This is a genomic window from Amycolatopsis sp. H20-H5 (genome assembly GCF_035828755.1).
Classification (GTDB): domain Bacteria; phylum Actinomycetota; class Actinomycetes; order Mycobacteriales; family Pseudonocardiaceae; genus Amycolatopsis.
In genome coordinates this window covers 62,780-85,616 of record NZ_JAYMZS010000012.1, presented here as the reverse complement: position 1 = coordinate 85,616, position 22,837 = coordinate 62,780, and the positions used below count along the sequence as shown (strand labels likewise).

21 protein-coding genes are annotated in these 22,837 nt (G+C 66.1%); 3 read left to right on the top strand and 18 right to left on the bottom strand.

What is annotated here, in order from left to right; genetic code table 11:
* Positions 1 to 170 precede the first annotated feature (170 nt).
* Positions 171 to 1,079, top strand: a complete 909-nt coding sequence (locus QMK34_RS09605) for an aldo/keto reductase (protein ID WP_326413350.1) — start codon at positions 171 to 173, stop codon at positions 1,077 to 1,079.
* The gene (locus tag QMK34_RS09600) at positions 1,073 to 2,503 is read left to right on the top strand and encodes an FGGY family carbohydrate kinase (RefSeq protein ID WP_326413349.1); all 1,431 of its coding nucleotides are present in this window, start codon (positions 1,073 to 1,075) and stop codon (positions 2,501 to 2,503) included. The genes QMK34_RS09605 and QMK34_RS09600 overlap by 7 nt, the downstream gene beginning before the upstream one ends.
* Here QMK34_RS09600 and QMK34_RS09595 read toward each other — a convergent pair whose 3' ends face one another.
* From QMK34_RS09595 to QMK34_RS09555, 9 genes are all read right to left on the bottom strand, one after another.
* Positions 2,504 to 3,223 (bottom strand): response regulator transcription factor, encoded by a 720-nt coding sequence (locus QMK34_RS09595; protein ID WP_326413348.1) that lies wholly within the window; start codon positions 3,221 to 3,223, stop codon positions 2,504 to 2,506.
* Between the two features lie 160 nt (positions 3,224 to 3,383).
* Positions 3,384 to 4,496 carry a PucR family transcriptional regulator gene (locus QMK34_RS09590; RefSeq protein WP_326413347.1) on the bottom strand — a complete coding sequence of 371 codons (1,113 nt, stop codon included), beginning with the start codon at positions 4,494 to 4,496 and terminating at the stop codon, positions 3,384 to 3,386.
* Positions 4,497 to 4,789: 293 nt separating this feature from the next.
* Positions 4,790 to 5,080 carry a hypothetical protein gene (locus QMK34_RS09585; RefSeq protein WP_326413346.1) on the bottom strand — a complete coding sequence of 97 codons (291 nt, stop codon included), beginning with the start codon at positions 5,078 to 5,080 and terminating at the stop codon, positions 4,790 to 4,792.
* A gap of 471 nt (positions 5,081 to 5,551) precedes the next feature.
* Positions 5,552 to 6,613: a MupA/Atu3671 family FMN-dependent luciferase-like monooxygenase gene (locus tag QMK34_RS09580; RefSeq protein WP_326413345.1), complete on the bottom strand. Its 1,062-nt coding sequence runs from the start codon at positions 6,611 to 6,613 to the stop codon at positions 5,552 to 5,554.
* A gap of 62 nt (positions 6,614 to 6,675) precedes the next feature.
* A complete protein-coding gene (locus QMK34_RS09575) occupies positions 6,676 to 7,413 on the bottom strand; it encodes an SDR family oxidoreductase (RefSeq protein WP_326413344.1) in 738 nt (245 codons plus the stop codon).
* Complete coding sequence (locus QMK34_RS09570) at positions 7,410 to 9,173, bottom strand: acyl-CoA dehydrogenase (protein ID WP_326413343.1); 1,764 nt, start codon at positions 9,171 to 9,173, stop codon at positions 7,410 to 7,412. Before QMK34_RS09570 ends, QMK34_RS09575 begins: the two co-directional genes overlap by 4 nt.
* Positions 9,170 to 10,936, bottom strand: a complete 1,767-nt coding sequence (locus tag QMK34_RS09565; protein ID WP_326413342.1) for an acyl-CoA dehydrogenase family protein — start codon at positions 10,934 to 10,936, stop codon at positions 9,170 to 9,172. The genes QMK34_RS09570 and QMK34_RS09565 overlap by 4 nt, the downstream gene beginning before the upstream one ends.
* Positions 10,933 to 12,642, bottom strand: coding sequence for a fatty acyl-AMP ligase (locus QMK34_RS09560; RefSeq protein ID WP_326413341.1), 1,710 nt, complete (start codon positions 12,640 to 12,642; stop codon positions 10,933 to 10,935). The genes QMK34_RS09565 and QMK34_RS09560 overlap by 4 nt, the downstream gene beginning before the upstream one ends.
* A gap of 84 nt (positions 12,643 to 12,726) precedes the next feature.
* Positions 12,727 to 14,232: a thioester reductase domain-containing protein gene (locus QMK34_RS09555; RefSeq protein WP_326413340.1), complete on the bottom strand. Its 1,506-nt coding sequence runs from the start codon at positions 14,230 to 14,232 to the stop codon at positions 12,727 to 12,729.
* 289 nt (positions 14,233 to 14,521) lie between these two features.
* On the opposite strand from QMK34_RS09555, the gene QMK34_RS09550 reads away from it, so the two are divergent.
* Positions 14,522 to 14,845 (top strand): antibiotic biosynthesis monooxygenase family protein, encoded by a 324-nt coding sequence (locus tag QMK34_RS09550; protein ID WP_326413339.1) that lies wholly within the window; start codon positions 14,522 to 14,524, stop codon positions 14,843 to 14,845.
* A gap of 90 nt (positions 14,846 to 14,935) precedes the next feature.
* On the opposite strand, the gene QMK34_RS09545 is transcribed toward QMK34_RS09550, so the two are convergent.
* From QMK34_RS09545 to QMK34_RS09505, 9 genes are all read right to left on the bottom strand, one after another.
* Positions 14,936 to 15,700 (bottom strand): class I SAM-dependent methyltransferase, encoded by a 765-nt coding sequence (locus QMK34_RS09545; protein ID WP_326413338.1) that lies wholly within the window; start codon positions 15,698 to 15,700, stop codon positions 14,936 to 14,938.
* A 78-nt stretch (positions 15,701 to 15,778) separates the two neighbouring features.
* Positions 15,779 to 16,429: a hypothetical protein gene (locus tag QMK34_RS09540; protein ID WP_326413337.1), complete on the bottom strand. Its 651-nt coding sequence runs from the start codon at positions 16,427 to 16,429 to the stop codon at positions 15,779 to 15,781.
* A 10-nt stretch (positions 16,430 to 16,439) separates the two neighbouring features.
* Positions 16,440 to 17,306, bottom strand: coding sequence for an SDR family oxidoreductase (locus QMK34_RS09535; RefSeq protein ID WP_326413336.1), 867 nt, complete (start codon positions 17,304 to 17,306; stop codon positions 16,440 to 16,442).
* Between the two features lie 308 nt (positions 17,307 to 17,614).
* Positions 17,615 to 18,814 carry an MFS transporter gene (locus QMK34_RS09530; protein WP_326413335.1) on the bottom strand — a complete coding sequence of 400 codons (1,200 nt, stop codon included), beginning with the start codon at positions 18,812 to 18,814 and terminating at the stop codon, positions 17,615 to 17,617.
* Complete coding sequence (locus QMK34_RS09525) at positions 18,811 to 19,575, bottom strand: SDR family NAD(P)-dependent oxidoreductase (RefSeq protein WP_326413334.1); 765 nt, start codon at positions 19,573 to 19,575, stop codon at positions 18,811 to 18,813. The genes QMK34_RS09530 and QMK34_RS09525 overlap by 4 nt, the downstream gene beginning before the upstream one ends.
* Position 19,576: 1 nt before the next feature.
* Positions 19,577 to 20,767, bottom strand: coding sequence for an FAD-dependent monooxygenase (locus tag QMK34_RS09520; protein WP_326413333.1), 1,191 nt, complete (start codon positions 20,765 to 20,767; stop codon positions 19,577 to 19,579).
* Between the two features lie 9 nt (positions 20,768 to 20,776).
* On the bottom strand, positions 20,777 to 21,703 hold the full coding sequence (locus tag QMK34_RS09515) for an aromatase/cyclase (RefSeq protein ID WP_326413332.1): 927 nt from the start codon (positions 21,701 to 21,703) through the stop codon (positions 20,777 to 20,779).
* 36 nt (positions 21,704 to 21,739) lie between these two features.
* Entirely contained in the window at positions 21,740 to 22,525 is a 786-nt protein-coding gene (locus QMK34_RS09510; protein WP_326413331.1) for an SDR family NAD(P)-dependent oxidoreductase, read from the bottom strand.
* 27 nt (positions 22,526 to 22,552) lie between these two features.
* On the bottom strand, positions 22,553 to 22,825 hold the full coding sequence (locus tag QMK34_RS09505) for an acyl carrier protein (RefSeq protein ID WP_326413330.1): 273 nt from the start codon (positions 22,823 to 22,825) through the stop codon (positions 22,553 to 22,555).
* Positions 22,826 to 22,837 lie beyond the last annotated feature (12 nt).

Below are 22,837 nucleotides of genomic sequence, written 5' to 3'. Positions count from 1 at the left end.
CATAGTTCCGGTACGGCGCCGAGCGCCAGGCGATCATGGCATCTGACCAGATTCTCAAGGGATTTACTTCGTTGTTTCGCGGATGTTCACCTGCGCTGTGCCGTGCGAGTCTCATCGGGATGGGACCACCGTCCGCTGCGACAGGGCGCTGAGCGAGATGGGATTTTTGCGTGATCTGCCTCGGAACGATGAACTTCGGGACTGTCGTCGGGCCGGAGACAGCTTTCGGCATCATGGATCGCTTCGTCGACGCCGGTGGGGTCGCCTTCGATACGGCCAACTGCTACGCGAGCTGGCTCGGAACGGGCGACGAAAGTGAGCTGGTGATCGGTGAGTGGCTGAGGCGACGTAAAACCCGTGGCCTCATCCGTCTCGCCAGCAAGGTCGGAGCACGACCAGCACCCGACTCAGGACGCCCTGACGGTGAAGGGCTCGCCGCGAAAACCATCCGAGCGGCCGCGACTGAGACTTTGAATAGGCTCGGGACTGACTACCTGGACATCTACTACGCACACATGATCGACACGTCGGTGCGGCTGGAAGAGTCCTTGGGAGCGTTGGACGACCTGGTTACGTCGGGGAAGACACGGGAAGTCGGCCTCAGCAACCACGACCTCGACAGAGTGCGGCAGTCCCGCTCGATCACGGCTGAGCGCGGGTGGACCCCGGTGACCTGGCTCCAACAGCGTCACAGTTACCTCCGTCCGCAAGAAGGCACGTCCTTCGGGCCGCAAATCGCCCTCACGCCGGAAACAGCCGACTGGGCCGAGGCGCAACCGAACCTGACCCTCCAGGGGTACTCGCCGTTACTCTCGGGGGCGTACACGCGGAACGATCGCGAATTCTGGCCCCACTACCGGACCTCCTCGAACTCCTCTCGGCTCGTCGCACTCCGAGAGGTCGCCGATCAGCTTCGTGTTTCACCGAACCAGGTGGTCATCGCCTGGATGCTGGGATCCGTACCTTCAGTCGAACCGGTAGTCGGTGTCAGCTCGGTCGGCCAGCTGGAGGAAGCACTGGCCGCCACTCACCTTGTACTGCACGAAGACCACTGGCGCCGTCTCGAATCGCCATGCTGAGCTCACTCGCCAGAGGATCGCACAGACGATCAGCTGTCGTGCTGGGCGTCTCGGTGACCTCGACGGCTGTCACGGTCGCGACAGCCGGCGACGACCTGATACCCCGGGTCGTCGTCGAACAGCAGATCGGTTCCCGTTTCTCGCGCCCGGCCACGGCCCGCGTCCGCCCCGCGGTTGTCCTCCACGCGGTGGTGTCCGCCGTGCGCGAGGCCGCCGGTATTTCGGCCGCCTTCGGTGAGCACGTGCTGGCGCTCTCGATAACCTGCGAAGGGCGTGGGCTGATCCGGCTCGACGAGGACGGTTGCCCTCTCACCGATGACCTCGCCCGCGACTCGGCGCCCCTGGCTGTGGAACGCGCAGCGGACCAGGGACCGGTTCGACGACCGCGGACCGGACCCGCGCCCGGTGCGGGCTCACCGATGATCGAAATGATCACCCTCGCCGCGGACTTTCCGGACGCGTTCCGGGACACGTATCGCTGGACCAACCTCAAGGGCTTCCTCGTCGGGCAGTTGACGGGCGAGATGGTGGCCGACACCTCGACGTGGTCCGGCAGTGGCCTGCTCGACGAGCATGATCTGGATTGGGCCGAAACCACACTCGACGAAGTCGGCGTGCGACGGGCACAATTGCCGGAGCTGACCTCGGCGTTGACGGTCATCCCGCTCACCACTTCGTCTGTCGTCGCGCTTGACGTGCCCTGGGGAACGCAGCTGATCGTCGGCGGGTCCGCGCAGGTGACCACCCACCTCGGTACCGGAGCGGGTGCTCCCGGCACGATCGCGTTGGACATGCGTCGCGTCGCGGCACTGAGCGTCCTGGGCGATCGCACGGCGGAGAACGGACCCGGTCGGCCATCGTCGCACATCTTTGCCGACGGCCTCTGGTTCAAGCGACTGACTCTCGGCCACGCACACGACGACGGCCCGAACTTCGCGACGGAGCCGCTGGGCGCGCCCAGCCCGCGGCTTCCCGGATACCATCCGGATGAACCGCAAGGGCACTGGATCTCTGAGAATTTCGGCCAGACCACGATAACCGAGCCGCTCTTCGAAACGACCAGGACGACTGCCGCCAGAAGCCGGATCGAAAGCATTGCGCGCCGGATCGCGAGGTTGCGTGACGAGCTCACGCCGACCGGCGAACTGCCCGCGACAGTTCACGCGACAGGGAACATCCTGGGTTCTCCGCTGTGGAGCGAGTCCGTCGCCGCGGCTCTCGACGCCCCGCTGGCAGTCGTGGCGTCCAGCACCGTCCCGGCACTGGGCGCGACGCTGGTGGCCCGTCGAGGGCTCGGCCTCCTGCCTAACTTTGCCGAGCCGGCGCGGCAATCGGTCCACCTGGTACAACCGGATCCGGTGACAGTGGCGTTCTTGGCGGCGACACGAGTGCTGACCGAGCGGCAAAGCCGGCCATGGTGGTGATCACTGCCGCACACCGAGGACATAGCCGACATTGCGCGTCGTGCTGATGAAAGTCTCCCTGGACTCCCCCAGCTTGCGTCGTAAGTAGTACACATAGGTTTCCACGACTCCGAAGTCCCCGCTGGCGGCGTAACCCCAGACACCCGCTAGCAACTCGGACTTGGACACCGGTGTTCCGGCCCGGACCATCAGATATTCAAGAACCTCGAACTCGGTTGTGGAGAGCCGGATCACCGCGCCGTCTTTCCAGACGTCCCGCGTGCTCCGGTCGAGTTCGAGGCGACCGACTCTCAGCCTTCTGCTGAACGCCCGCGGTTGCGCTCCCCGACGAAGGAGCACTTCGACCCTTGCTACAAGCTCCTCGACTTCAAAAGGCTTACAAACGAAGTCGTCGCCACCCAGGGCCAGCCCTTTCACCAAGTCATCCGTAGAACGACGTTTGCTCAAGAACAGCACCGGCGCGGTCACGGAGGCCCCACGAAGGCTCTCGTAGACGTCGAATCCACTGACGTCGGGGAGAGCTACTTCGAGTACGACGACGTCCGGCCGCGCACTGGTGGCCATCCGAATGGCCTTCCGGCCGGTTCGAGCCGTCGCGACATCGAAGCCCAGGAATCGAAGTGTCGTGAACAGCGTAGCTGCCACGCTGACGTCGTCGTCGACCACGAGGATCCGCCCGCGCGGTACCTGTTCCCGGCCTGCGTCAGCGAGTGCTTCCATCTGGTTTCCTTCGCGCGACGAAGAATCAGTTCTTTCTTCGTTCATCGTTTTTCCGTGATCGCGAGCACGAGCTCCACGCCGCCGCAATGAGGCCGGCGGCAAACTCGACTCCTCGTCGCCGTGGTTTCCGGCCATGGTGACGCGGGCAAGCCGAAAGTTTTCACTCAGCCGATGACAGGCGCTCGGACCACGCCGAAATTACGTGCGCCGCGACAGCGGTGCTGAGAATATTGATTCCTCGAACGCCACCGGGATGGAAGCCCGTCAGCTGTTCGATTCGCTGAACCCGATAGTCCAATGTGCTACGATGAATTATCAATTTTTCCGCTGCCTGACTTCGGTTTCCGTCGGTGGCTATCAGCACCTTGAGAGTATCAAGTAGAGCTGCATGCACTATCAACGGTTCGATGATTTTTCCGAGTTTTTGAGTGACAACGGATTGCCGGACCACTGCGTATTCCACCAGCACGTCGTTGATGCGGTAGGCACCAGGCTGACGCTCCGTCGCCAAGACCAACGAGAGAATCTTGCTCGCTTCCCGCCTGCCGAGCACGATCTCGGCTGTCGTTCGCCAGGAGACCGCCATCCAGGCCGGTTCGGAGAACGACCCGTGCACGCGCTCGGTGAGTTGGTACGCCCGCGCTTCATCTTCGGCTGGCAGCAGCACGAATCCACCGGACGATCCCAACGCACTGAGCACGCCCTCACCACAGAACTGGGCAAAGTTGAGATCGACTTGAGCGACCTCCATGCCCGTGAAGCGGGTAGCGATGACAGCGTAAGCGGGCGCAAGGTCATAGGTATCCTCAAGGGCGATCTTTTCGCCGTTAAGCAGCTCACGCGCTCGCTCAAGACGTCCTTTCGCGCCAACCCCTTGGAGTGTGGTACCCCGTGCCGCGTGTGCGCCTGCCAGCAAACTGGACAGAAGTCTGCCTCCGGTGGCGCTGACCTCACGCAGGGCTTCGTTGAACTCGCCGTGGGAATCTTCCGACAGCAAGCGTAGTAGATCGGCCACAACCTCACGTAGCCCGCGGACGAGGGAATCCACTCCCGGTTCGACCACGGCGATCTGAGCGGAAAGGTCACGGATCCGTGCGCTGGCATCGGACAGCCAGGTGAACTCGCCCGCCGCGGCGGCGGTCAGGACTGAAATGCTAGTGTCCAACAGTTCCCGGCACGCCGCCTGGGTGGCGGCAGAGACAGTCGTGAGCATCGGGGCTATCGATGCACGCAAGCGTGCTGTAGCTCTCTCCTGCGAGAACGCCGACGTCATTTGGACTCCCGGTTCGCCTAGTCGTATATCCGGGCTGGGTTGCCGCCACTATAAGCAAACCTGCTGCCATGCGAATACCAGCACTATGCGGAAAGGGTTCAGCACTCCGCGTACCGACCTGGAATAGCCGGAGCTAGATCGATTCAGCCCGCGAAAATCGTATAATACCCATACTTTCGCCGCGACCGGCGACGGGGCCGGTGTTCCACCGGAGGAGCTGGTCATCGCCGGCTTTCCGCGTTGTGCGGATAAGTTCCCTCAAAGCGCGACACCACCTGCCCTTGCACCTAACCTCATGCTCCGGAGCCCGAACCGGACACCGTCGTAAGTGCGAGAAGACCGAATTCGGTCAGCGTCGCGGTGACCCGTTCGCCGAGCACGCCCAGCCGAGCCGGCGCTATCAGCCCCTGCCGCGCCAGGCTGTGGGCGGCATCCTGGTGGCAGCACGGCATCCCGTCGACATAGAAATCGGGTTCGCAACTGAGCGTGATCTGAGCCCTGCCATCTCTGACAGCGCGTAGCATGTTCAACGCACGGAAACTCAATTTCTCGTTTCGGAAAGCCGTTTCTTCGGCACGGTGCATGATTAAGCCTTCCTCTGAGGAAACTCGATCGACGCCCCCGCCACCGGTGACAAAGTAACCGTCAATGACGATGTCACGTCATCCGTATCGACCAGAACTCACCTCCTCATCCGGCGGAGAGCCGCGGAGTCCTCCCTGACCGATCACCCTGCCGAACTGCTTGCGGACAGTGCCGAAAGATGGAGCCCCCGTCTGCCTGCGGTAAGACTTCAAAAGACCACCGCGATGCGGTTTGCGAGTCTTACTAACATACGATCGATGCTTCACGACTCGCATCTCTTGGATAAATGGCGAGGCGGACGCCGATCTGCTCGGTCTGCCGCAGGCGGTACTGATGCCGTGGAGCTCCTTCGCCAAGGACCAGTGCCCGTTCGTCACCGTGCTGTCGCACCTGGGCGTGCCCGCCACGGGCGGCGTGCCGAACCTGGCCGTGCCCACCGCGGCGAGCCGGCCGGACCGGCCGTCAGAGCTTCAGTGCGCGCCGGTCGTGTTGATCCGCCGACGGACGGTGTCCAGGTGCTCCAGCCCCTCCAGCACCTTGTCGGCCGGCAGGCCGAAATCGATCAGGCAAGCGATCTCGTCGACACCGGAGCCGCGTAACCGCCCGACCGTCTCCACCGCGCGGTCGACGGAACCGAACAGGCCCACCGTGCGGAAATACCGCTCGACACTCACGTCGATCATCCGCTCGCGCATCTGCGGGGTGATCGGCCTGCCCGTTCCCGGCCCCCGCGTTTGGGCGGAACCGAAAAGTCCGAGAGAGTTGGCCACATACCGCCTCAACGGCTCGCGTGCCTCTTCGAGCACGCTGTCATCGGCGCCCACGTAGGCGTGCATCATGAGCGTGACCTGGCCGGGTGCGGCGATACCCCCTTCGGACGGACGAAACCTACTGCGGTATTCGACGATGTTTTTCGCGAGAACGTCGACCCCTTGCTTGACCAGGTGGGTCAGCAGACCGGCGCCCGCCGCTCCCGCGGCTCGGCAGGTTTCCGGAGTTCCAGCGCTGGTCAGCCACACCGGCAACGCACGTTGTACCGGCGGCGGATACACCCGCGTCAGGATTTCCTCCCCCCTGCCGTTCATCCGTGGCACGGGTTCGCCACGCCACAGCGTGCGGACGGTTTCCATGGTCGACAAAACGACGTTCCGGCGGTCCGCGTACCGAGCGGGGTCGAACACGAAGTCATGCGGATGCCAGCCCGACCCGAACGACACCGCCGCGCGGCCACCGGAAAGATTGTCGACCACGGACCACTCCTCAGCGATCCGGAGGGGGTCGTGCAGTGGTCCGATCACGCTGCCTGCCCGGATGCCCACGCGGCTGGTGACCGCGGCGATCGCGGCGCCGGTGACCGCGGGGTTGGGGTAGAGGCCGCCGAAGGGGTCGAAGTGGCGCTCAGGTGTCCACACGGCACTGAACCCATGACTGTCGGCGAATCGCGCGGCCTCGAGGAGCAGCCGGTACCGGCTGCCGGCCGCGACGGCTTCGGACGTGCTGTCATCGGCGAAGAAGAAGAGGCTGAATTCCACGTCGGACGGCTTTCTCTGGAAGTGCGATGCCGGAGGTCCACGCTCGGTGACACGGGGCACCGCTACACATCGGGGGCATCCGGGGACCCGACGAACAGCGTTGTTCCCGAAGGTGGCAATGCGCCTGCCGCGACGTCCGCCACGGCCGAAGCGAAGTCGTCGACGGTGAGCAGCTCACCGACCTGCGCCCGCCGCCGCGCCAGCAGGCCCGGATACTTCCGCTCCAGCAGAACCGCGGTGACCGTGCGGTCGATCACGTCACCGCTGACGACCACGAGGCTGATGCCCTGGTCCGCGAGTACCGGGATCCGTGCTCGCAGCGCGTCTTCACCGGCTCTCTTACTGGCGGCGACGGGCTCGTAGGCCTTCAGGGTGGATCGCCGGCCGTAGAAGTGCGCCTCGTGACTGGTGACGAAGATGATGCGGCCACCGTCGGGCATCAGCGGCGTCGCGAGATCGACCGCGCGGACCTGGCCTTCGACGTTCAGTCGTGTCACGTAGTCGGCGGGCTTGCCCTCTTCCAGCCCACCACTGGCGTTGAGGATGAGCGCGTCCAGTTTTCCGAAGGCGTCCGCGGTCTTGTCGAACATGCTCCGGACCGCGTCGGCGTCGGTGAGGTCCGCCTGGACGGTCATCACCGTGCCGCCCAGCGCGGTCGCGGACGCGGACGTGCGTTCGGCCAGTTTCGCCCGCTGGCGGTAGTTGATCACCACGTTGGCCTTGGCCTTGGCCAGCAGGGTGGCGACTTTGGCGCCGACTCCGCGTGACGCACCGGTTACGAGGACCGTCTTGCCCATCATGGGTGCCACTCCATCAGTTGCTGACCGCTCAGATCGAATGCTCGGGAATCGTGGTACCGGCGAAGCAGTTCGCCGAACAGGTGGGACTGGACGTGGTCGGGGATCGCCTGACGTGGTCGTCCGAGACGAGCCGCCAGCCGGGTCAGGACAGCGATCAGCCATGAGGGATGCCGGAGGAACGGGTCGGCGCCATCCTGGCTCTCGAGCCAGACGCCGACACAGCAGCCCGCGGCCAGTAGCAGGGCATAACGATCGGCCAGCCGGTAGCTGAGCGGACTCGCGGTCACGGTCAGCTCCCGGGGTGGCAGGCCGGAACAGGCTTCGCTGAGCCGCGACCACTCACCGGCGAAAAGATCGACCAACGACTGAACTTCCCGGTGCGCCGCCGAGCCGCCGGGCAGCTTGCCGGCCAAAGCAAGCAGGGAGGCCCCGAGATGGTCCTGTCCCCTCGAAGAAAGCGAAAGCTCTTCGAACCGCAGTGGCGGAAGGGAGCCACCCGGACGGAACACCTGAGCCGGGGCGGGCACGCCGGACGACCAGCCGCGTCTGGCCAGCAACGGCAGCTGCGGCAGGATGCTCATCCGGCACGCGGAGCGCGAGGCGTGCACGAACGCACTGGGCTGGCTGTCGCGTACCAGCTTCTGCATCATCGAGTACTCCCCGGAACGCAGGTAGAATTGGGCGCCGAGCAGCGCCGACAGTCGCTTCGTCGCCTCCACCAGTACGGTCGGGACGAGCAGCTTCACCGCTGCGGTCGGCGTACTTCCCTCGCCGGGCAGCACGTGCAGTGCGCGGGTGACGCTCATGGCGAAGCAGTCGCTCACCAGCAGGTCCGCGAACGCATCACCGAGAATTCCCCGCGGATACGGCAAGTCGGCGACCTTGCGGCCGTACAGCCTCCGGCCGAGCGTGAAACGCACCGCCGTGCGGAGAGCGGTGTCCAGGATCCCGGCCGAACTACCCGGCAAAGCCACCTTGGTGATCTGAAAAGCACGGAGGGCGGTCTCCAGCGCATGACCCTCGACGCCGACGACGGAACTTGCGGGAACTGGACAGTTCAGGAACTCGATGCCGCCCAGCGCCATCCCCCGCAGGCCCGAGGTGTGAAACCGCGGCAGGTAGCGGTAACCGTCCCGGGGCAGAGTGGCCATGTCGAGCAGTAGCAGCGAATGACTCCGGCTACCCGGCCCCTGACCAGTGCGGGCGAACAGGACAATGGCGTCGGCGCGTTCGACGTTGCCGATGACCTGCTTGCGGCCGGAGAGCACGAAGGAGTCGGCACCGGGGGCTCCCGATGGTGTCGCCACGAACTCCGCGCGCGCCAGGTCGTTACCGTGCTCCAGTTCGTGGAAGGCGCAGGCCAGCTTCCGGTTGCCGAGCAACAGTTCGGCGACCCGCTCCTGTTGCCTTCTGCTCCCCGAAGTCCACACGTTCACCGCGGCCATCAGGGAACTCATGCCGTAGCCCAAGCCCAGAACCGGGTCCCGGCGGCACGCCGTGCGAAGCACGTACACCATGCGGTCCAGTCCGCTCAGTCTGCCACCGTGCCCAGCCGGCACGAATTCGGCGTTGAGACCGTAGTCGTCCAGCACCCGCTCGCCGGCTTCGAGCACCTCGGCAAGTTCGTCGGCAGCGAGCACAGCGGTGAAACCGAGCGGGTTGTCCTCGGCCATCGGGAGACCGAGGCGGTGTTCCAGGTCGTCCGGCAGCGGCGGGAAGACGCCGCGCCGCGGCGGGTTCCGCCCGGCCCCGGTGGTCACGCTCGTACCCTCGGCTCAGCTGTCGGGACGTCGGTCAGAATACTCGGCACCGCCCCGCCCTCGGTCGCCAGCAGAACCTCCGCCAAGCTCTCGTAGGCGCGTGCGGCGTCGGCTTCTTGCCCGGCGCCGAGAAGAGCCAGCACGCGCGCCAGGCATCCCGACAGCCAAGTCGCGTCACGCCAGAGTGTGGCCCGGTCAGTCGCCACACCGACGTTGTGCAGCCACAACCTGAGGCAAGCGGCACCGGCGAAGCACGCTTCGTAGCGTTGAGCCAGTGCGAACGCGCCGGCCGGGACGTCGTGCCGCTCCGGGCGATGCTCGGCCAGCTCGGCGAGCACCCCGTCGACAGCCTCGCCGAATTCCCGCGCCTGCCGGACGACCGAGTCCGGCGCCGCCTCCTGTGCCCCGAGCCGCCGGATCTCGGCCACGGCCTTGGGCACGCTCTGCACCACACTGCACCCGGCTTTCGACAGCAACGTGAGCGCGCTCGTGTCGAGCTCGGGCAAGGAGCCGGTGAGGTCGGCCGCACGATTCAGCCCGGGTTCGTCGTAGCCGCCTTTTCGATACCGGCGATCGAGTACGGGGAACTGGTTGATCAACGCGTTCCGGTTGACGGTCGTGCTGCCGTCGAAGATCGCGACGATGCGGTGATCCCGGTCGAGCTTCTGGAACAGACCGTCCGCATACTCGTCGATGAGCTGACCCCGGGCGCCGAGCAACTCGCCGACGGCCGTGATCAGGTCTTCCACCAGCTCGGGCACCAGCGCCTTCACGATCGCCGAAATCACGCTCATCTCACCGGTCAGGGTGTGGATCGAACGCGTCGCCACCACCGTGACCACTTCCGCGAGCAAAGCGCCGGCGATGGCCTCGCCGAGTACCCAGCGGACACCGGGCAGCTCGCTCAGTCTCCGGCCGTACACCATTCGCCCCTGGGTGAAATCCGCGGCGAGCCGCAGCGCGTGGTCCGCCGCGCCCAACGACAACGCGGTGCAGACCGTCCTGGTCACCTGCAAGGACTTCAGGACGATCTCGAATCCGGTGCCCGCGGCGTTCACGACGGCGTCAGCGGGCAGTTTCGCCTCGTGGAAGTCGATGCCGCTGATGTCGGCCCCGCGGATTCCGTGCAGCGGTTCCTTGGGCAAGCAGGTGTAGCTGCCTGGTTCCAGGGAGCGCTTGTCGACCAGGAAGAGGCTGAAACCGCGCGGGCCGCCGCCGGCGTCGGTCCGGGCGAGCAGCAAGACCAACGGGGCACGGGTGGCGTTGTTGATCAGCCACTTGGCTCCGTCGAGCTGCCAGCCGTCCGCCGTGCGAGTCGCGCCGACCTCACCGGACATCAGGTCGGCGCCGTGGCCCCGCTCCGTCAGCGCCCAGGTCACCATGGCGTTCTCCAGTACTTGCCTGGCGAGCCACGCCGACTGCTCGCTGGTCCCGCCCGCCCAGACGGGCGTCACACCGAGGAACGTCTTGCCGTAGGCGATCGCGACCGTGAGGTCCCGGCGTGCCACGGCACGAAGCAGGTCCACCACCTCGGGCAGCTCGGCTTGCCGGCCACCGAATCTCGCGGGGACGAAGTACCGGTGCACGCCGAACTCGTCGAGGACGCGGACGGCCTCGGCAGGAAACTCTTCCGTTCGATCCAGGCGGGCGCTGTAGGACGGCGAGAACGGGCCACCATGGCACGCTGCGGCGTCCATCAGCCGGTCCAGTTCGGCCACCGACGAGACGCTCCCATCTCGCGGAAGCCGAGCCACCCCGGTCATGTCACCGTCCATGTCACCGTCAGTTCAGCCTGGCGGGCCGGCTTGAGCTCGCCTGCCAGGTAAGCCTCCCGCATCGCGGCACGGCGGACCTTTCCGCTCGTGGTGCGCAGCACGGTGTTCGGCCGGACCAGGACCACGGGCGCCACTCGCACGCCGAATTCCCGGGCGACGGTGGCTCTGATGGCGATCGCCATCAGAGCCACCAGCTCGGCGTCGTTGCTCCGGATCTCCTGGACGACGACGATCTGCTCGCGGTCGGTCCCGTCGACGGCGAAAACCGCGCCGGCGAGAGAGGCGAGTTCTTCGTGCTGGGCAACGATTTCGTACTCGATATCCTGGGGGTACAGGTTGCGCCCGTTGACGAGCAGCATGTCCTTCAGCCGACCGGTGACGTAGAGTTCGCCGTCGAACATCGCGCCCAGGTCACCAGTCCGCAGGAAACCTGTTTCGCCCCCCGAGGTGACCACGTCGAAAGTCGCGGCGGTGGCGGCCGGATTTCTCCAGTAACCCCGAGCGACACTGTCACCCCGTACCCAGATCTCGCCGACTCGATCGGGCGGCAATACTTGCCGGGTCTCGGGGTCGACGATCCGGATCTCAAGCCCTTGCTGAGCTCCGAGGCCGACCAGTTCACGTTCCGGAACGTGAGAGGTCGACGGAACGAAAACGTGGTCTTCCAGCAAATCGCTGACGACCCGCTGAGTCACCGGTGCGCGTCCTGCTTCTCCCGTGACGAGCAGGGTCGCCTCGGCCAGCCCGTAACAAGGGAAAAAGGAGGTAGCCCGGAATCCGGCAGGGGCGAGCCGTTCCACGAAGTCGCGCAAAGTCGAGGCTCGTACCGGTTCGGAGCCACAGCAGGCGAACTCCCAGCGCGAAAGGTCCAGGCTCGAGACTTGGGCGTCGGTCAGCTGGCGCGCGCATCTTTCGTAGCCGAAGGTCGGCGCCGCGGAGACAACGACGTCGTGCTCGTCGATCACCTGCAACCAGCGGAACGGCCGCTTGAGGAAGGCGGTGGGGTTGATCAGGGCGCTGCCGCCCCCCAACAGCAGTCCGGGCAGCATGAGCCCGATCAGGCCCATGTCGTGGTACATCGGGATCCAGCCCCCGAAACGCACCGGCTCCGCCGCACCGAACGCGTTCATGAGGCTGTCGATGTTGTGCAGCAGGTTCCGGTGACTCACCGCGACAGCCTTCGGCTCGCTGGTCGAGCCCGAGGTGTACTGGAGCAAGGCCAGTGCTTCCCGTGGCGTGCCGGGATCACTCCAGGCCTCCGGGTCGGCCGCGCCGCGGTCGTCGGTAGCGAGCAGCGCGCACTCGGCAAGACCATGGTCGCGAGCCCACTGGGCCACCGACGACAGCTCGGCGGATTCGGTCAGGACAGCGGCGATGCCGGCGTCGTGCGCGATGCGGATCAGCCTCCGCTGCTGGCTCTGATACCGGCCGGGCATCGGCGCCGGCACCGCGATCATCCCCGCGTACAGACAGCCGATGAAGGCAGCACCGAACTCCACGCCGCCCGGCTGGAGCACCAGGACACGGGCACCAGGTCGGCAGCGTTCCTGCAGCCAGGACGCGATCCGCCGGGCCGCCTCGTCCAGCTCGCGGAACGTCAGCGAGACGTCCGCGTCGGCCGCGGTCTCGCCGGCGACGAGCAGCGCCGGACGGGTGGACCGGGCCGCAGCCTGCTCGCGGACGAGTTCGATCATGTTCGCTGCGCGGCCGAGATTCGGAAACGGCAAATTGTCCAGCCCTTCTGTTCGCGTGCTGCCGAATCAGACGGCCACGGCACGTCAGCTGAGACGTGCGGGTGGGGTCAGATAGCCGGTGGCGGCGAGGTGACCCAGGTAGAGTCCGAGCAGCTCCTGGTCCACCGCCCGGCAGGTGATACCGGTGGCGTGCAACGCTCCCGCCATGGCCGCGGTCTCGACCCGAGGGTGGTGTCCGCCGGTAGCGAGGTCCGCGCTGGGCGCGTCGGCTCCGAACAGCGGCAGGTAGGGCGCCATCGCGTTCGCCGGGCCCGCGTCCCGCACCTGGCGCAGCCAGTCTCGGTACAGGACCCGGCGCACCGGGTACCCGCACGCGGTCAGCATCCCGATGACGTCATGCCAAGGGACCGGCCTGGCGCCGGGCAAGTGGTACACGCGTCCGTGCGCCCTCCCCGCCAGAGCGTTGTGCGCGGTGGCCGCGGCGAAAAAGTCGACCGGCACCAGCAAAAGCTGGATATCCCACTCCGGTGCGACGCCAAGCTGGAGACAACCCTTCAGCAACGCGTTGACGATCTGATCAGGTCCCACGACACCCGTGGTCTGGGCGCCCATGATGTTGCCGGGGCGGTAGATCGAAACAGGGAGCCCGCGCTCCCCTGCGGCACTGACGAGCCGGTCCGCGACCCACTTCGACTGCCGATAGCCACCGACCAGGCAACCGGGATCCTCCGGGAGTGGGGCCTCGGGGTAGTGGTGGACGCCCTCGGGTTCGGCGTGCACGCCCATCGACGAAACGAAGTGCACCGGCTTCATCCTGCCCCGGCAGGCCAGGCGCAGGATTTCCGTCGTCCCCAGCACGTTTGCCGGCTTGAGCTGATCGTAGGACTGCACGAAACTCACCACAGCCCCGTTGTGCACGATCATCTCGATCTGTTCGGACAGCTTTTCGTAGTCTTGGTCGGACACGCCGAGACGTGGCAGCGCCAGATCACCGGCCACACCCGTCAACCGGCTCTCGAAAGAGTCGTCCCACAAGCCGTACGAGTCGAGATTCTTACGCACCCGGTTCAGCGCGTCCGTCCCGTCCTGGGCCCTGACCAGCGTGAACACCACAGCGGACGAACGAGTCAGCAACTCGTGCAGCAAGAATCCGCCCGCGAACCCGGTCGCGCCCGTGACCAAGATCGCCTGGTAAGGCGGCTGCGCCACGGGTGCGCCAACGACGCCGGGCACGATGTCGGCGGGCAGGGCGGCCGCCTCCTGAGCCAGCCTGCCCGCCGGCAGGCTGCGCGCCTCACCGATCGCTCCCGGGGACCGTCCGCCAAGTCCGCCCGCGATAAGGCCGACCAGTAGATCGGCCAAGGCATCCACCGTCGGGTAGTCCCACATGATCACCGGATCAAGGGACAGTTCGAACCTGTCTTCGATCGCGGCGCAGACCGCCAAGGCGTAGACCGAGTCAAGGCCGTATTCGGAAAGGAGAATATCACACTTGATCTCACTCGGTGGAGTTTCGAGATAGGACGCGATTTCTTGGACCAGCAGGCCCCGGACCAAGTCCGGGGTCAGCAGTTCACTACCGCTCTTCAAGGCTCGTTCAACCTCTCCGCCGCTCGTAAGGACACAAGATCAATAACCACGAAGATTCACTACAAACGACACGATAGCAAGGTGCACGCCACCATTTCAGCACTTTGCTGACACATTTCCGGAAACTACGGAAGAGACCGACGGCGTGCCAATCCGCCAGAGCAACTCGATGAAAGGTCCAGAAAGGGTCCACAACGGTGTCACCGGAGATGACACTCGCCGCTTTTCGAACTAGGGTGACCTTATGACGACTTCCGTGGAGCACACTGGCGCCGGTGACACAAGGCCGGTGACCCTGATCAACGCTTTCTCGGTGCCGTTGACGCAAGCGGAACTGTTCCTGCGCAGGTGGCGGGACAACGCGCGTTTGATGGCCGCGGCAGAGGGGTTTGTCCGAGCCCGGATGTTCCAGGCCGTGAGCGATCGTGCGGAACTGACTTTCGTCAACGTCGCGGAGTGGTCCAACGGCACCGCTCTCGACTCGGCTCGGACGAATCCAGCGTGGGTTGCTTCGATCCAGCGAATGATCGGAGATCCGGAGCTGGATGTGACAGCGCGCCCCATGGTCTACAACACAGCTCTCGATGTCGCTCCCGGCGATCTGCTGCCCTAGCGTCGCGTGATCGATCGTGCGCGACTCGAGAGCAACCGTCAGACACGTCACGCCGAATCCGAACTCAAGTCACCTCCGGCCACACTGATTTCATCTACGGCCCCAAACCGAGAAGAGAAGCATGGCTACGTCCTGCATCTCCGGCGTATCCACCGATTCGATGAACTCGGCGACATCCGCTTCGGCCACCAGTTCGCTCTCCACGAACGAGCGCCCCAGCAGTTTCATCCGTGCGCGGATCAGTTCATTCCCCTCCGCGCTCTGCCCTGGCCCCAGGGGGCGGACACGATGTTTGACATCTTTGAATCCGGTTCGTGCCAGAGTTGACGGCAACTGTCGCGCGAATCGCCAGTTGACGCCCGCGCCGGCGGCGGCCTTGACGTACCCGTCGACGACTCGTCGAGCCAGTGGAGTGGCGGAGTCCTCGCTCGGCAGGTGGTAGAAGTCTTCGACGATCAGCTGCCCTCCAGGCGCGAGCCACTCGTACGCCCGCGCGACCACAGCCTCTGGGTCGGGCAGGTAGGACAGCGCCGCCCGGGCTACGACGAGATCAAACGAGCCTGGAGGGAAGTCGACCGCGACGAGATCCGCGCGGCGGACGGTGAGGTTCGAGGACCAGGTGTTCTCCAGATAACGAACGTCCTGGTCGAGCGCTATGACCCAGCCGTCCGGGACCTTGTCGGCCAGCCAGCGCGACGTCGAACCGTGTCCTGCCCCGAGTTCGATGCATCTCCAGTCAGCCCGGACTGGTAAACCATCGAGGATTTCGCGGGTGCCAGGGTCGTAGATACGTTCCCACAACCGGGCGATTTCCAACTCGGCTTTCTCTCGCCGGTCCTCGGCATCTTCGGCCATCAGGCGCTCCTTTCTTGGTCTGCGGCAGAGATCCGCAACGGACGCTGTCAACCCGGCGGAATAATTTCACCGTGACGGTCATTCTCGATTTCCACTCGACCGGGCTACCTCGGAGCGAAAATAACAGGGCAGTATCTCGGGTTCGGCGGCTTCGAGACGGGCGATGTCCGGCTGGCCCGCGGCATTGCGCGGATCGGCCACGAACGCTTCGAAGACATTCTTGCTCGTCCATTGCGGATAGTTGATGAACGTCGCACCGTCCGCGCTGATGGCCACCTGCGCCGAGATGAACCCACTGAAGTCGTGTTTCCACACCCGGGTGTTCTCCAGCGTTTCAAGCAGCGCCAGCGCGTTCCGGCGGTTGCCGACGTGACGGACCGCCAGCACCACGACCTCAGGTGAACGGCCGGCGTCCGGGCCGCAAAGGGGTGCCAAAAGCTCGCCGCCGCAGCAGCGCGGGTCAGTTACCCCCGCCCGGCCGTCCAGGAGGCGCAACCGCTGGGCGAATTCGCTTTCGCGGAACGAGTCGTGGGCCTGGGAACTGCTCCACTCCAGCCGGAGCAGCACCGTCGTGGTGTCGAAGCCGACATGCAGGCGAGCGGAGCGGAAGCCGGCGGTAGCGAGCACCTCTGGAAACTCACCGTGGAGCCGGCCGATCAGCGAGTCCGCCGCGGCGGCGTTCACGGTGGGCAGTGTCCAGAACTCGACGTATCCACGGGTGTTGGTCATCACGGCAACCTCACTGGAAGAGGGACGCATTCTCACTGACCCAAGAGCGGAAAGTCCGGGCTGACCGGCCGAGCACCTCGGCGACGGTGTCCGTTCGTGTCTCGGGCTGCTCCGTCAGAGCCGCGAAGTAGTCGAGGGCACCATCCGCGTACGCGGGTGGCCAGCCGCTCTCGACCATCGTGCCGCGCGCGGCACCGTGCGGAAGCTCAATCCACTTCAGCTTTCGACCGAGCACCTCGCCGATGATACCGAGCTGCTCCGCCTGGGCCAGCTGCTCGGGCCCGGTGACGACGTATCGTCGATTCTCGTGTCCCTGCTCGGTCAGCGCGCGAACCGCGACCGCGGCCACGTCACCCTCATGGATCGGAGAGCGGACGGCGGCGCCGTAGGGGAATCGCACGGAATCACCGTCGGCGATCTGGCGAGCCCAGCCGGCCGCGTTGCAGGCGAACCCCGTGGTCTGGAGGAAGGTCCAGGTCAGATCGGCCTTTTCGATCTGCTGTTCAAGGTACGCGTGGCAGTTGTTGTCAACCGGCTCCAGCCCGATGTGCACGCCGATCGACGAGACGAAGGCGATTCGCTTGGTGTACCGGCTGATCACTTCCAGCACCTGCGGCACGGTAGTCACATCGAGAGTGAAGAACGGCCACATGAGGAACACGCCGGTGACCCCGCGGAGAGCAGGGACCAGGCTTTCCGGGTCGGCGAGGTCCCCGGAGAAGATCTCGACGCCCGCCGGCACGCGGTCGGCCGCCGGGTCACCCGGCCGAACCAGCGCGCGGGCGGTCACCCCCGCACCGAGAAGCTGGGTCAGGGCGTGGGGGCCGACATTGCCGGTGGGGCCGATGACAAGGATGGTATGAGAACTCGTCGGCACGGTGTTCCTTTCTCTGGAAGATCAGGTCGCGCGGGGTCGGTACCGTCGTCGCACACGGAGACGACCCGTCGCCGTGCACCTGAGACGTCTAGCCTGTCGATCAAGACGCGGTGGATCCTGCTGAAGGACACCACACCCAATTCGCCGTCAGCGAAGCGGAGATCGTGAGCCCAGGTATGCACCGGCCTCCCAGCCATTGAACCAAGCACGGTGAGCACGCCCTCCCCATACTCCAACCCGCCGAAAGTGGCGTGATTCAGCAGCGAGGTGACCCACTTCCGTGATGAAGTGATCGGGGGTCTGTTGGCTTATCCGATTCCTCCTCGATTCTCGGCCGTTGGGAAATTGCGCACGCCGACGAGCGCGGCGTAGGCACCCGCCGCACCCACGGCCGTAATGACCATCCACAACGGACCGTCAAGACCGACCATCGCGACCACCCCGACCAGCAACGCCACGGCCCCGAACTGGACGCAACTCTGGTAGAGCGGCACGACCCGGCCGCGGTCGGCGGCCGGGACCGCGGCCAGTACCTGCATGTTGAGCGCGCCGAACGAAAGTGCGAACCCGAGGCCGACCAGCAGCAATGTCGGAAGCAGCCGTGAATAGCCCATGTCGATCGACGGCGATAGTTGCCACGCGTACCCGGTCACGGTGGCCACGGCCCCAAGCGCGATCAGCCGCGCCGTCCCGGCGACGGCGACGAGGCGCGCGGCGAACGGGGAGACGAGAGCGACCGGCAAGCACGCCGGCAGACAGCCGGCCGCAACGGCGAGAGGGCTCCAGCCCTGCCGTTCGTGCAACGCGTAGGTCGTCGTCACCAGGGTGGCCAGGTAGGTTCCGTTGAGCGTGGCCGCGCCGAACGCCGATCTCAGGAACACCCCCTCGCGCGCAGACCTCCACGAGAGCTGCGCTACCGGGACGCGCAAGCCATCCGCCGGCACCACCGCGATGGCGCACGCCAAAAGCACGAGTGCGGCCGGAGCCGGAAACAGCAGGACCCACCGCGTACCCGAGCCGGCGAGAATTCCGGACGCCAGCAGCCCCGCGGTGAACCCCGCCGCACCGAACGCGGCGTACTGGGCTACCACCCGGCGTTGTCGCGGCCCGTCCGGCACCGCGGCCGCCAGGACGGCCAGACCTCCGGACGCCGTCAGCGCCGCGCACGCGCCCTTGATCAGCCGGCAAGCGATCAGCACACCGAAGTCGCCGGTCACTCCGGCGACTGTCGAGGCGACGGTGAAGCAGACGAGCGCGGCCAGGTAGACCCGCCGTCTGCCATACCGGGCGGCCAGCCGCGGACCGGCTGGCAGGACGAGGCCGAAGCCTAGTGCGAACCCGCTCATCAACCACTGTGCCTCCCCCGGCGCTACATCGAACTGCGGGAGCACCGGCAGCAGCACGGAGACTTCCAGCGCGTCCAGCAACATGGTGCCGGCGAGCACGACGACCAGCAGTCTCGACGTTCCCGACCGTCCGCGGCGGAACCGTTGGGCCACAGTGCTCACCCACCCAGCAGGGTGCCGCCGCTGGCGTCCACATAGGACCCGGTGATCCACCGGGCGCCGGCGCCGGCGAGAAATTCGACCACGGCAGCTACGTCGTCGCTTTGGCCCACCCGGTTGAACACCGAGAGAGCACTCATCTGCGCAACCGCTTCGGCGTTGTCGAAGACCGGCGAGCCGTTGTCGGTGATCCCGGGGCCGACGCTGTTCACCGTGATCCCTCGCGGTCCCAGGTGCTTGGCGAAGTGCAGGGTGAGCTGATCGACCGCGCCCTTGGTCATCGCGTAAGCCACCTCCTGCGGGTTCGCGAACCGGGTGAGCCCGGACGAGATGTTCACGATCCGACCCCCGTCGGTCAGGTTCCGGAGGGCGCGTTGGATGATGAAGAAAGGCGCCTTGGCGTTCACCGCATACAGGCGGTCGAACTGCTCCGGCGTGATCTCCTCGGGAGCGACACCGCCCATCACCCCGGCGTTGTTGACCAGGATATCGAGTTCGGTTCCGCCCGTCCGCTCCTTCAAGCCCAGCTCCAGGCCGAGGAAAAGCTCGTGCACACCACCCGCCTCGGCGAGGTCGGCGCGCACCGGGAACGCCCGTCCGCCATCACTCTCGATCGCGGCCACGACCTCGGCGACCGCGTTCTCGTTCTCCGCGTAGTGCACGGCGACCAGCGCGCCCGCGCGAGCCAGCCGTACGGCCGTCGCCCGTCCGATGCCGCGGCTGGACCCGGTCACCAGCGCGGTCTTACCGCTGAGCTGAACCATGTCACTCCTTCTTCGTGTCAGACCAGCGTGAGAGGGCCGGCCGTGGGGTGTCGAGCGAACTGATCGTGGAAGCGAGATGTGCCCGGACCGCGCCCAGTTCCAGGAGTTCGCCGAACACTTCGCGCAGCGCCTCGACCTCGGGACCGCCGAACAGCAGATGGGCCTGGGCATCGATGTTCGCCAGGACCCGCCGCCCGACCGCGTGCCGCACGTCGTGGTAGCCGTCCAGCACCGAGTCGTCAGGCCGTTCACCGAACTGCGCGGCCAGGCGAGGTGCGAGCTCCGCGGCGTCCTGCAGGCCGAGGTTCATCGCCTGGCCACCCACGGGAAGCTGGGCGTGTGCCGCGTCGCCCGCCAGCAGGATCCGGTCTTTGCGGTAGCGCTCGACCTGACGTCGTGCATCACCAAAAGCATTGACCCACAGGGGTTGTCCGTGGTCGACGTCCTCCCCGGTGACTCGCCGCCACACCTCGGCGAACTCGGCGTAGTCCGGATCGCCGGGTCGTTCCCGGGGGCCGCGGCCGTACTCGTGGACCATCAGGCGGGTCGTCCCGTCCGGCCAGCGCGAAGCGATCGCCAGCCCGTTCGGCCGTCGTTCGAAGCGCCGGTTCGGCACGTCGACGCCACGGACGTCAGCCCTCAGCAGCTCCCGGCCCGCGTCGCGTCCGGGGAACTCGAAGCTGGCCAGCCGGCGGACGGTGCTGCTCTCGCCATCGCAACCGACGACGTAGGAAGCCCGCAACCGGCGTTTCCGGCCTGGGCCAGACACCTCGACCTCGACGTGGGTCGGCGACTCGACGATCCCAGTGACGCGGTGACCACGACGCACGATCGCCCCGTCCACCATCGCACGCTGGGCGAGAACCGCCTCCAGCATGGTCTGCGGTACTTTCCATTGCCCGGCGTACGGATGGGAGGGATCAGCCTCCGCCAGGTCGAGCGCAATGCCGCCGAAGTGCCCTGCCCCACCTTTCGGCGGCGGCCCCAGTTCCTCGAGCAGGCCGCGTTCGGCGAACAGTTCCATCGTGCGGGCGTGCACAGTGGACGCGCGGGACTCGGAGTGCGGCTCGAGCCGTTGTTCCACGATGACTACGCCGACACCGGCAGCGCGCAGGTCGTGCGCGAGGAGCAGGCCGACCGGACCGGCACCGACGATGATCACATCGGCGGACGGCGTGGGATCACTGTGCACCGCCATGGTTTAACGCCGCGCTTCCGCGTAGTCCTTGGCGTGACCGAGCGTTGCCCGGCTGTTGGTGCCCAGCGCTTCCCGGATGAACTTCCGTGCTTCCGGGATACCTGCGTCGTTTCCGAGTACCTTGCCGATATTCGCGGTCTTCAGGACCACGGTGTGCTCCGAGGACGCGGTCGTGCTCCCATCTGCCTCCTCGATGAATTCCCAGCACCCGGTGTGCACCGCCATCAGGTCCGGCAGCGTGGTCTGCTTGTAGACGATCTTCCGGTGCGGAAAACAGACCCGCACGGACTCGGTGGTGTGAAGGGATCCGTCCTTCGTGCGGGTGTCCATCCTGAGCACTTGCACTCCGGGCGTCGGCTCGCGCAAATCCACAGTCGCCACGTGCGGCAACCGATCTGTCCACGCTCCGGCTTGGTTGATGAAGTCGTAGACGTCCTTGGCCGGGGCGGCGATCCATATGCTGTCGACAAAAGAAATCGTCCGGTCCGGGTCCGCCGCCATTTCGATGTTCTGCTTGAGCGCGGCCAATTCCGCACGGCTGTTCCGGTCCACGGCGCGGTCGATCCAAGCCAGACCGGCCGGATCGTCCTCCACCGCGCGGTAAGTGTGCTGCAACCGCACCTTCGCTGTGGTGGGCGATACCGGTTCGACGGACCAGACACCGCTCATCTCGGCGACCGGCGGCACCGGCACTTCCTGGCGGAAAACGATCCGGCGCGCGGCCGGGTCCAGATTCCTGTGTGATGTCCAGTTCTTGGGCTCGCCGTTGGCGGTGGCCCAGATCCGGATCCTCTCGGTTGCCGTTGTGGTTCCCCGTTCGAGGTGATCGACGAACACCGTAGGCGGGAAGATCCGCGGCCAACTGGCCACGTCGTCGATGAGCCAGTAGATGTCGTCGGCCGGAGCCTGGACGAGGATGTCGTGCTCCACGTCGCGCCTGGTCACGATCGAGTTCCTTTCCCTGCTTCAGAAGTTTCCAAGTCCGCCGCAGACGTTGATGGCCTGGGCGGTGATCGAGGCCGCGGTGTCGGTCACGAGGTAACCGACGAGCCCGGCGACCTCTTCGGGCGTCGAGTAACGACCGAGCGGGATCTTCGACTCGAACTTCTTCAGCACTTCGTCCTCGGAAGTCCCGTACGCGGTCGCGTAACCCTGACGTACCCGCCCGGCCATCGGAGTTTCGACATAGCCTGGGCATACCGCGTTCACGGTGATCCCGGTCGGTGCCAGCTCGTTTCCGAGCGCCTTGGTGAATCCGACGACACCGTGCTTCGACGCCGAATAAGGGGCCCCGAGGACGACCCCCTGCTTACCCGCCGTCGACGCGATGTTGACGATGCGCCCGCGGCCGGCCGCCAGCATGCCACCGGCCGTGAGCACTTCTCGCGTCATCCGGAAGACACTGTGCAGATTCGTGTCGATGACGTCGAGCCAGAGCTCGTCAGTCAGTTCCGCCGTGACGCCACCGCCCGACCGGCCCGCGTTGTTGACGAGCACGTCGACCGAACCGAACCGGTCGACTGCCGCGTGGACAAAGGCGGTCACGTCGCCGCCGGAACGCACATCGCAGGCCACCCCATCGACGTCATACCCGGCGGCGCTCAGCTGCCTCACCGAAGTAGCGACGTTCTCGGCGGTCCGGGCGCCGAGGAAGACCCGATAGCCCTGCTGAGCTAGCAGCTTGCTCGCGGCGAGCCCGATCCCGCTGGTGGCGCCGGTGACCAGCGCGGTGCGCCGTTCCTGCTCGTTCATGTCTGTTCCCGTCGTCGTGAATCTCTTTCAGGCGGCGGAATCGGCCGTCGCCAGGTGGTCGTTCACCAGGTCGACCAGCGCTCGCGGGGTGATCGCCTCGGCCAGCGCCACCTCGTCGAGACTGATTCCGTACTCCCGTTCGATCCGCCCGCTGGTCTCCAGGAGAGCCAGCGAGTCGTAGCCCAGATCGGCGAACTCGGTGTCGCCGGCCGCGGACACGGAGGGTGCACCTTCTGCGGTACCCGAGCCCTCCCGCAGGATCCGGGTGAGGTCTTCGATAGTGAACTCGTTGGCAGCCATTTCTTCCTTTCA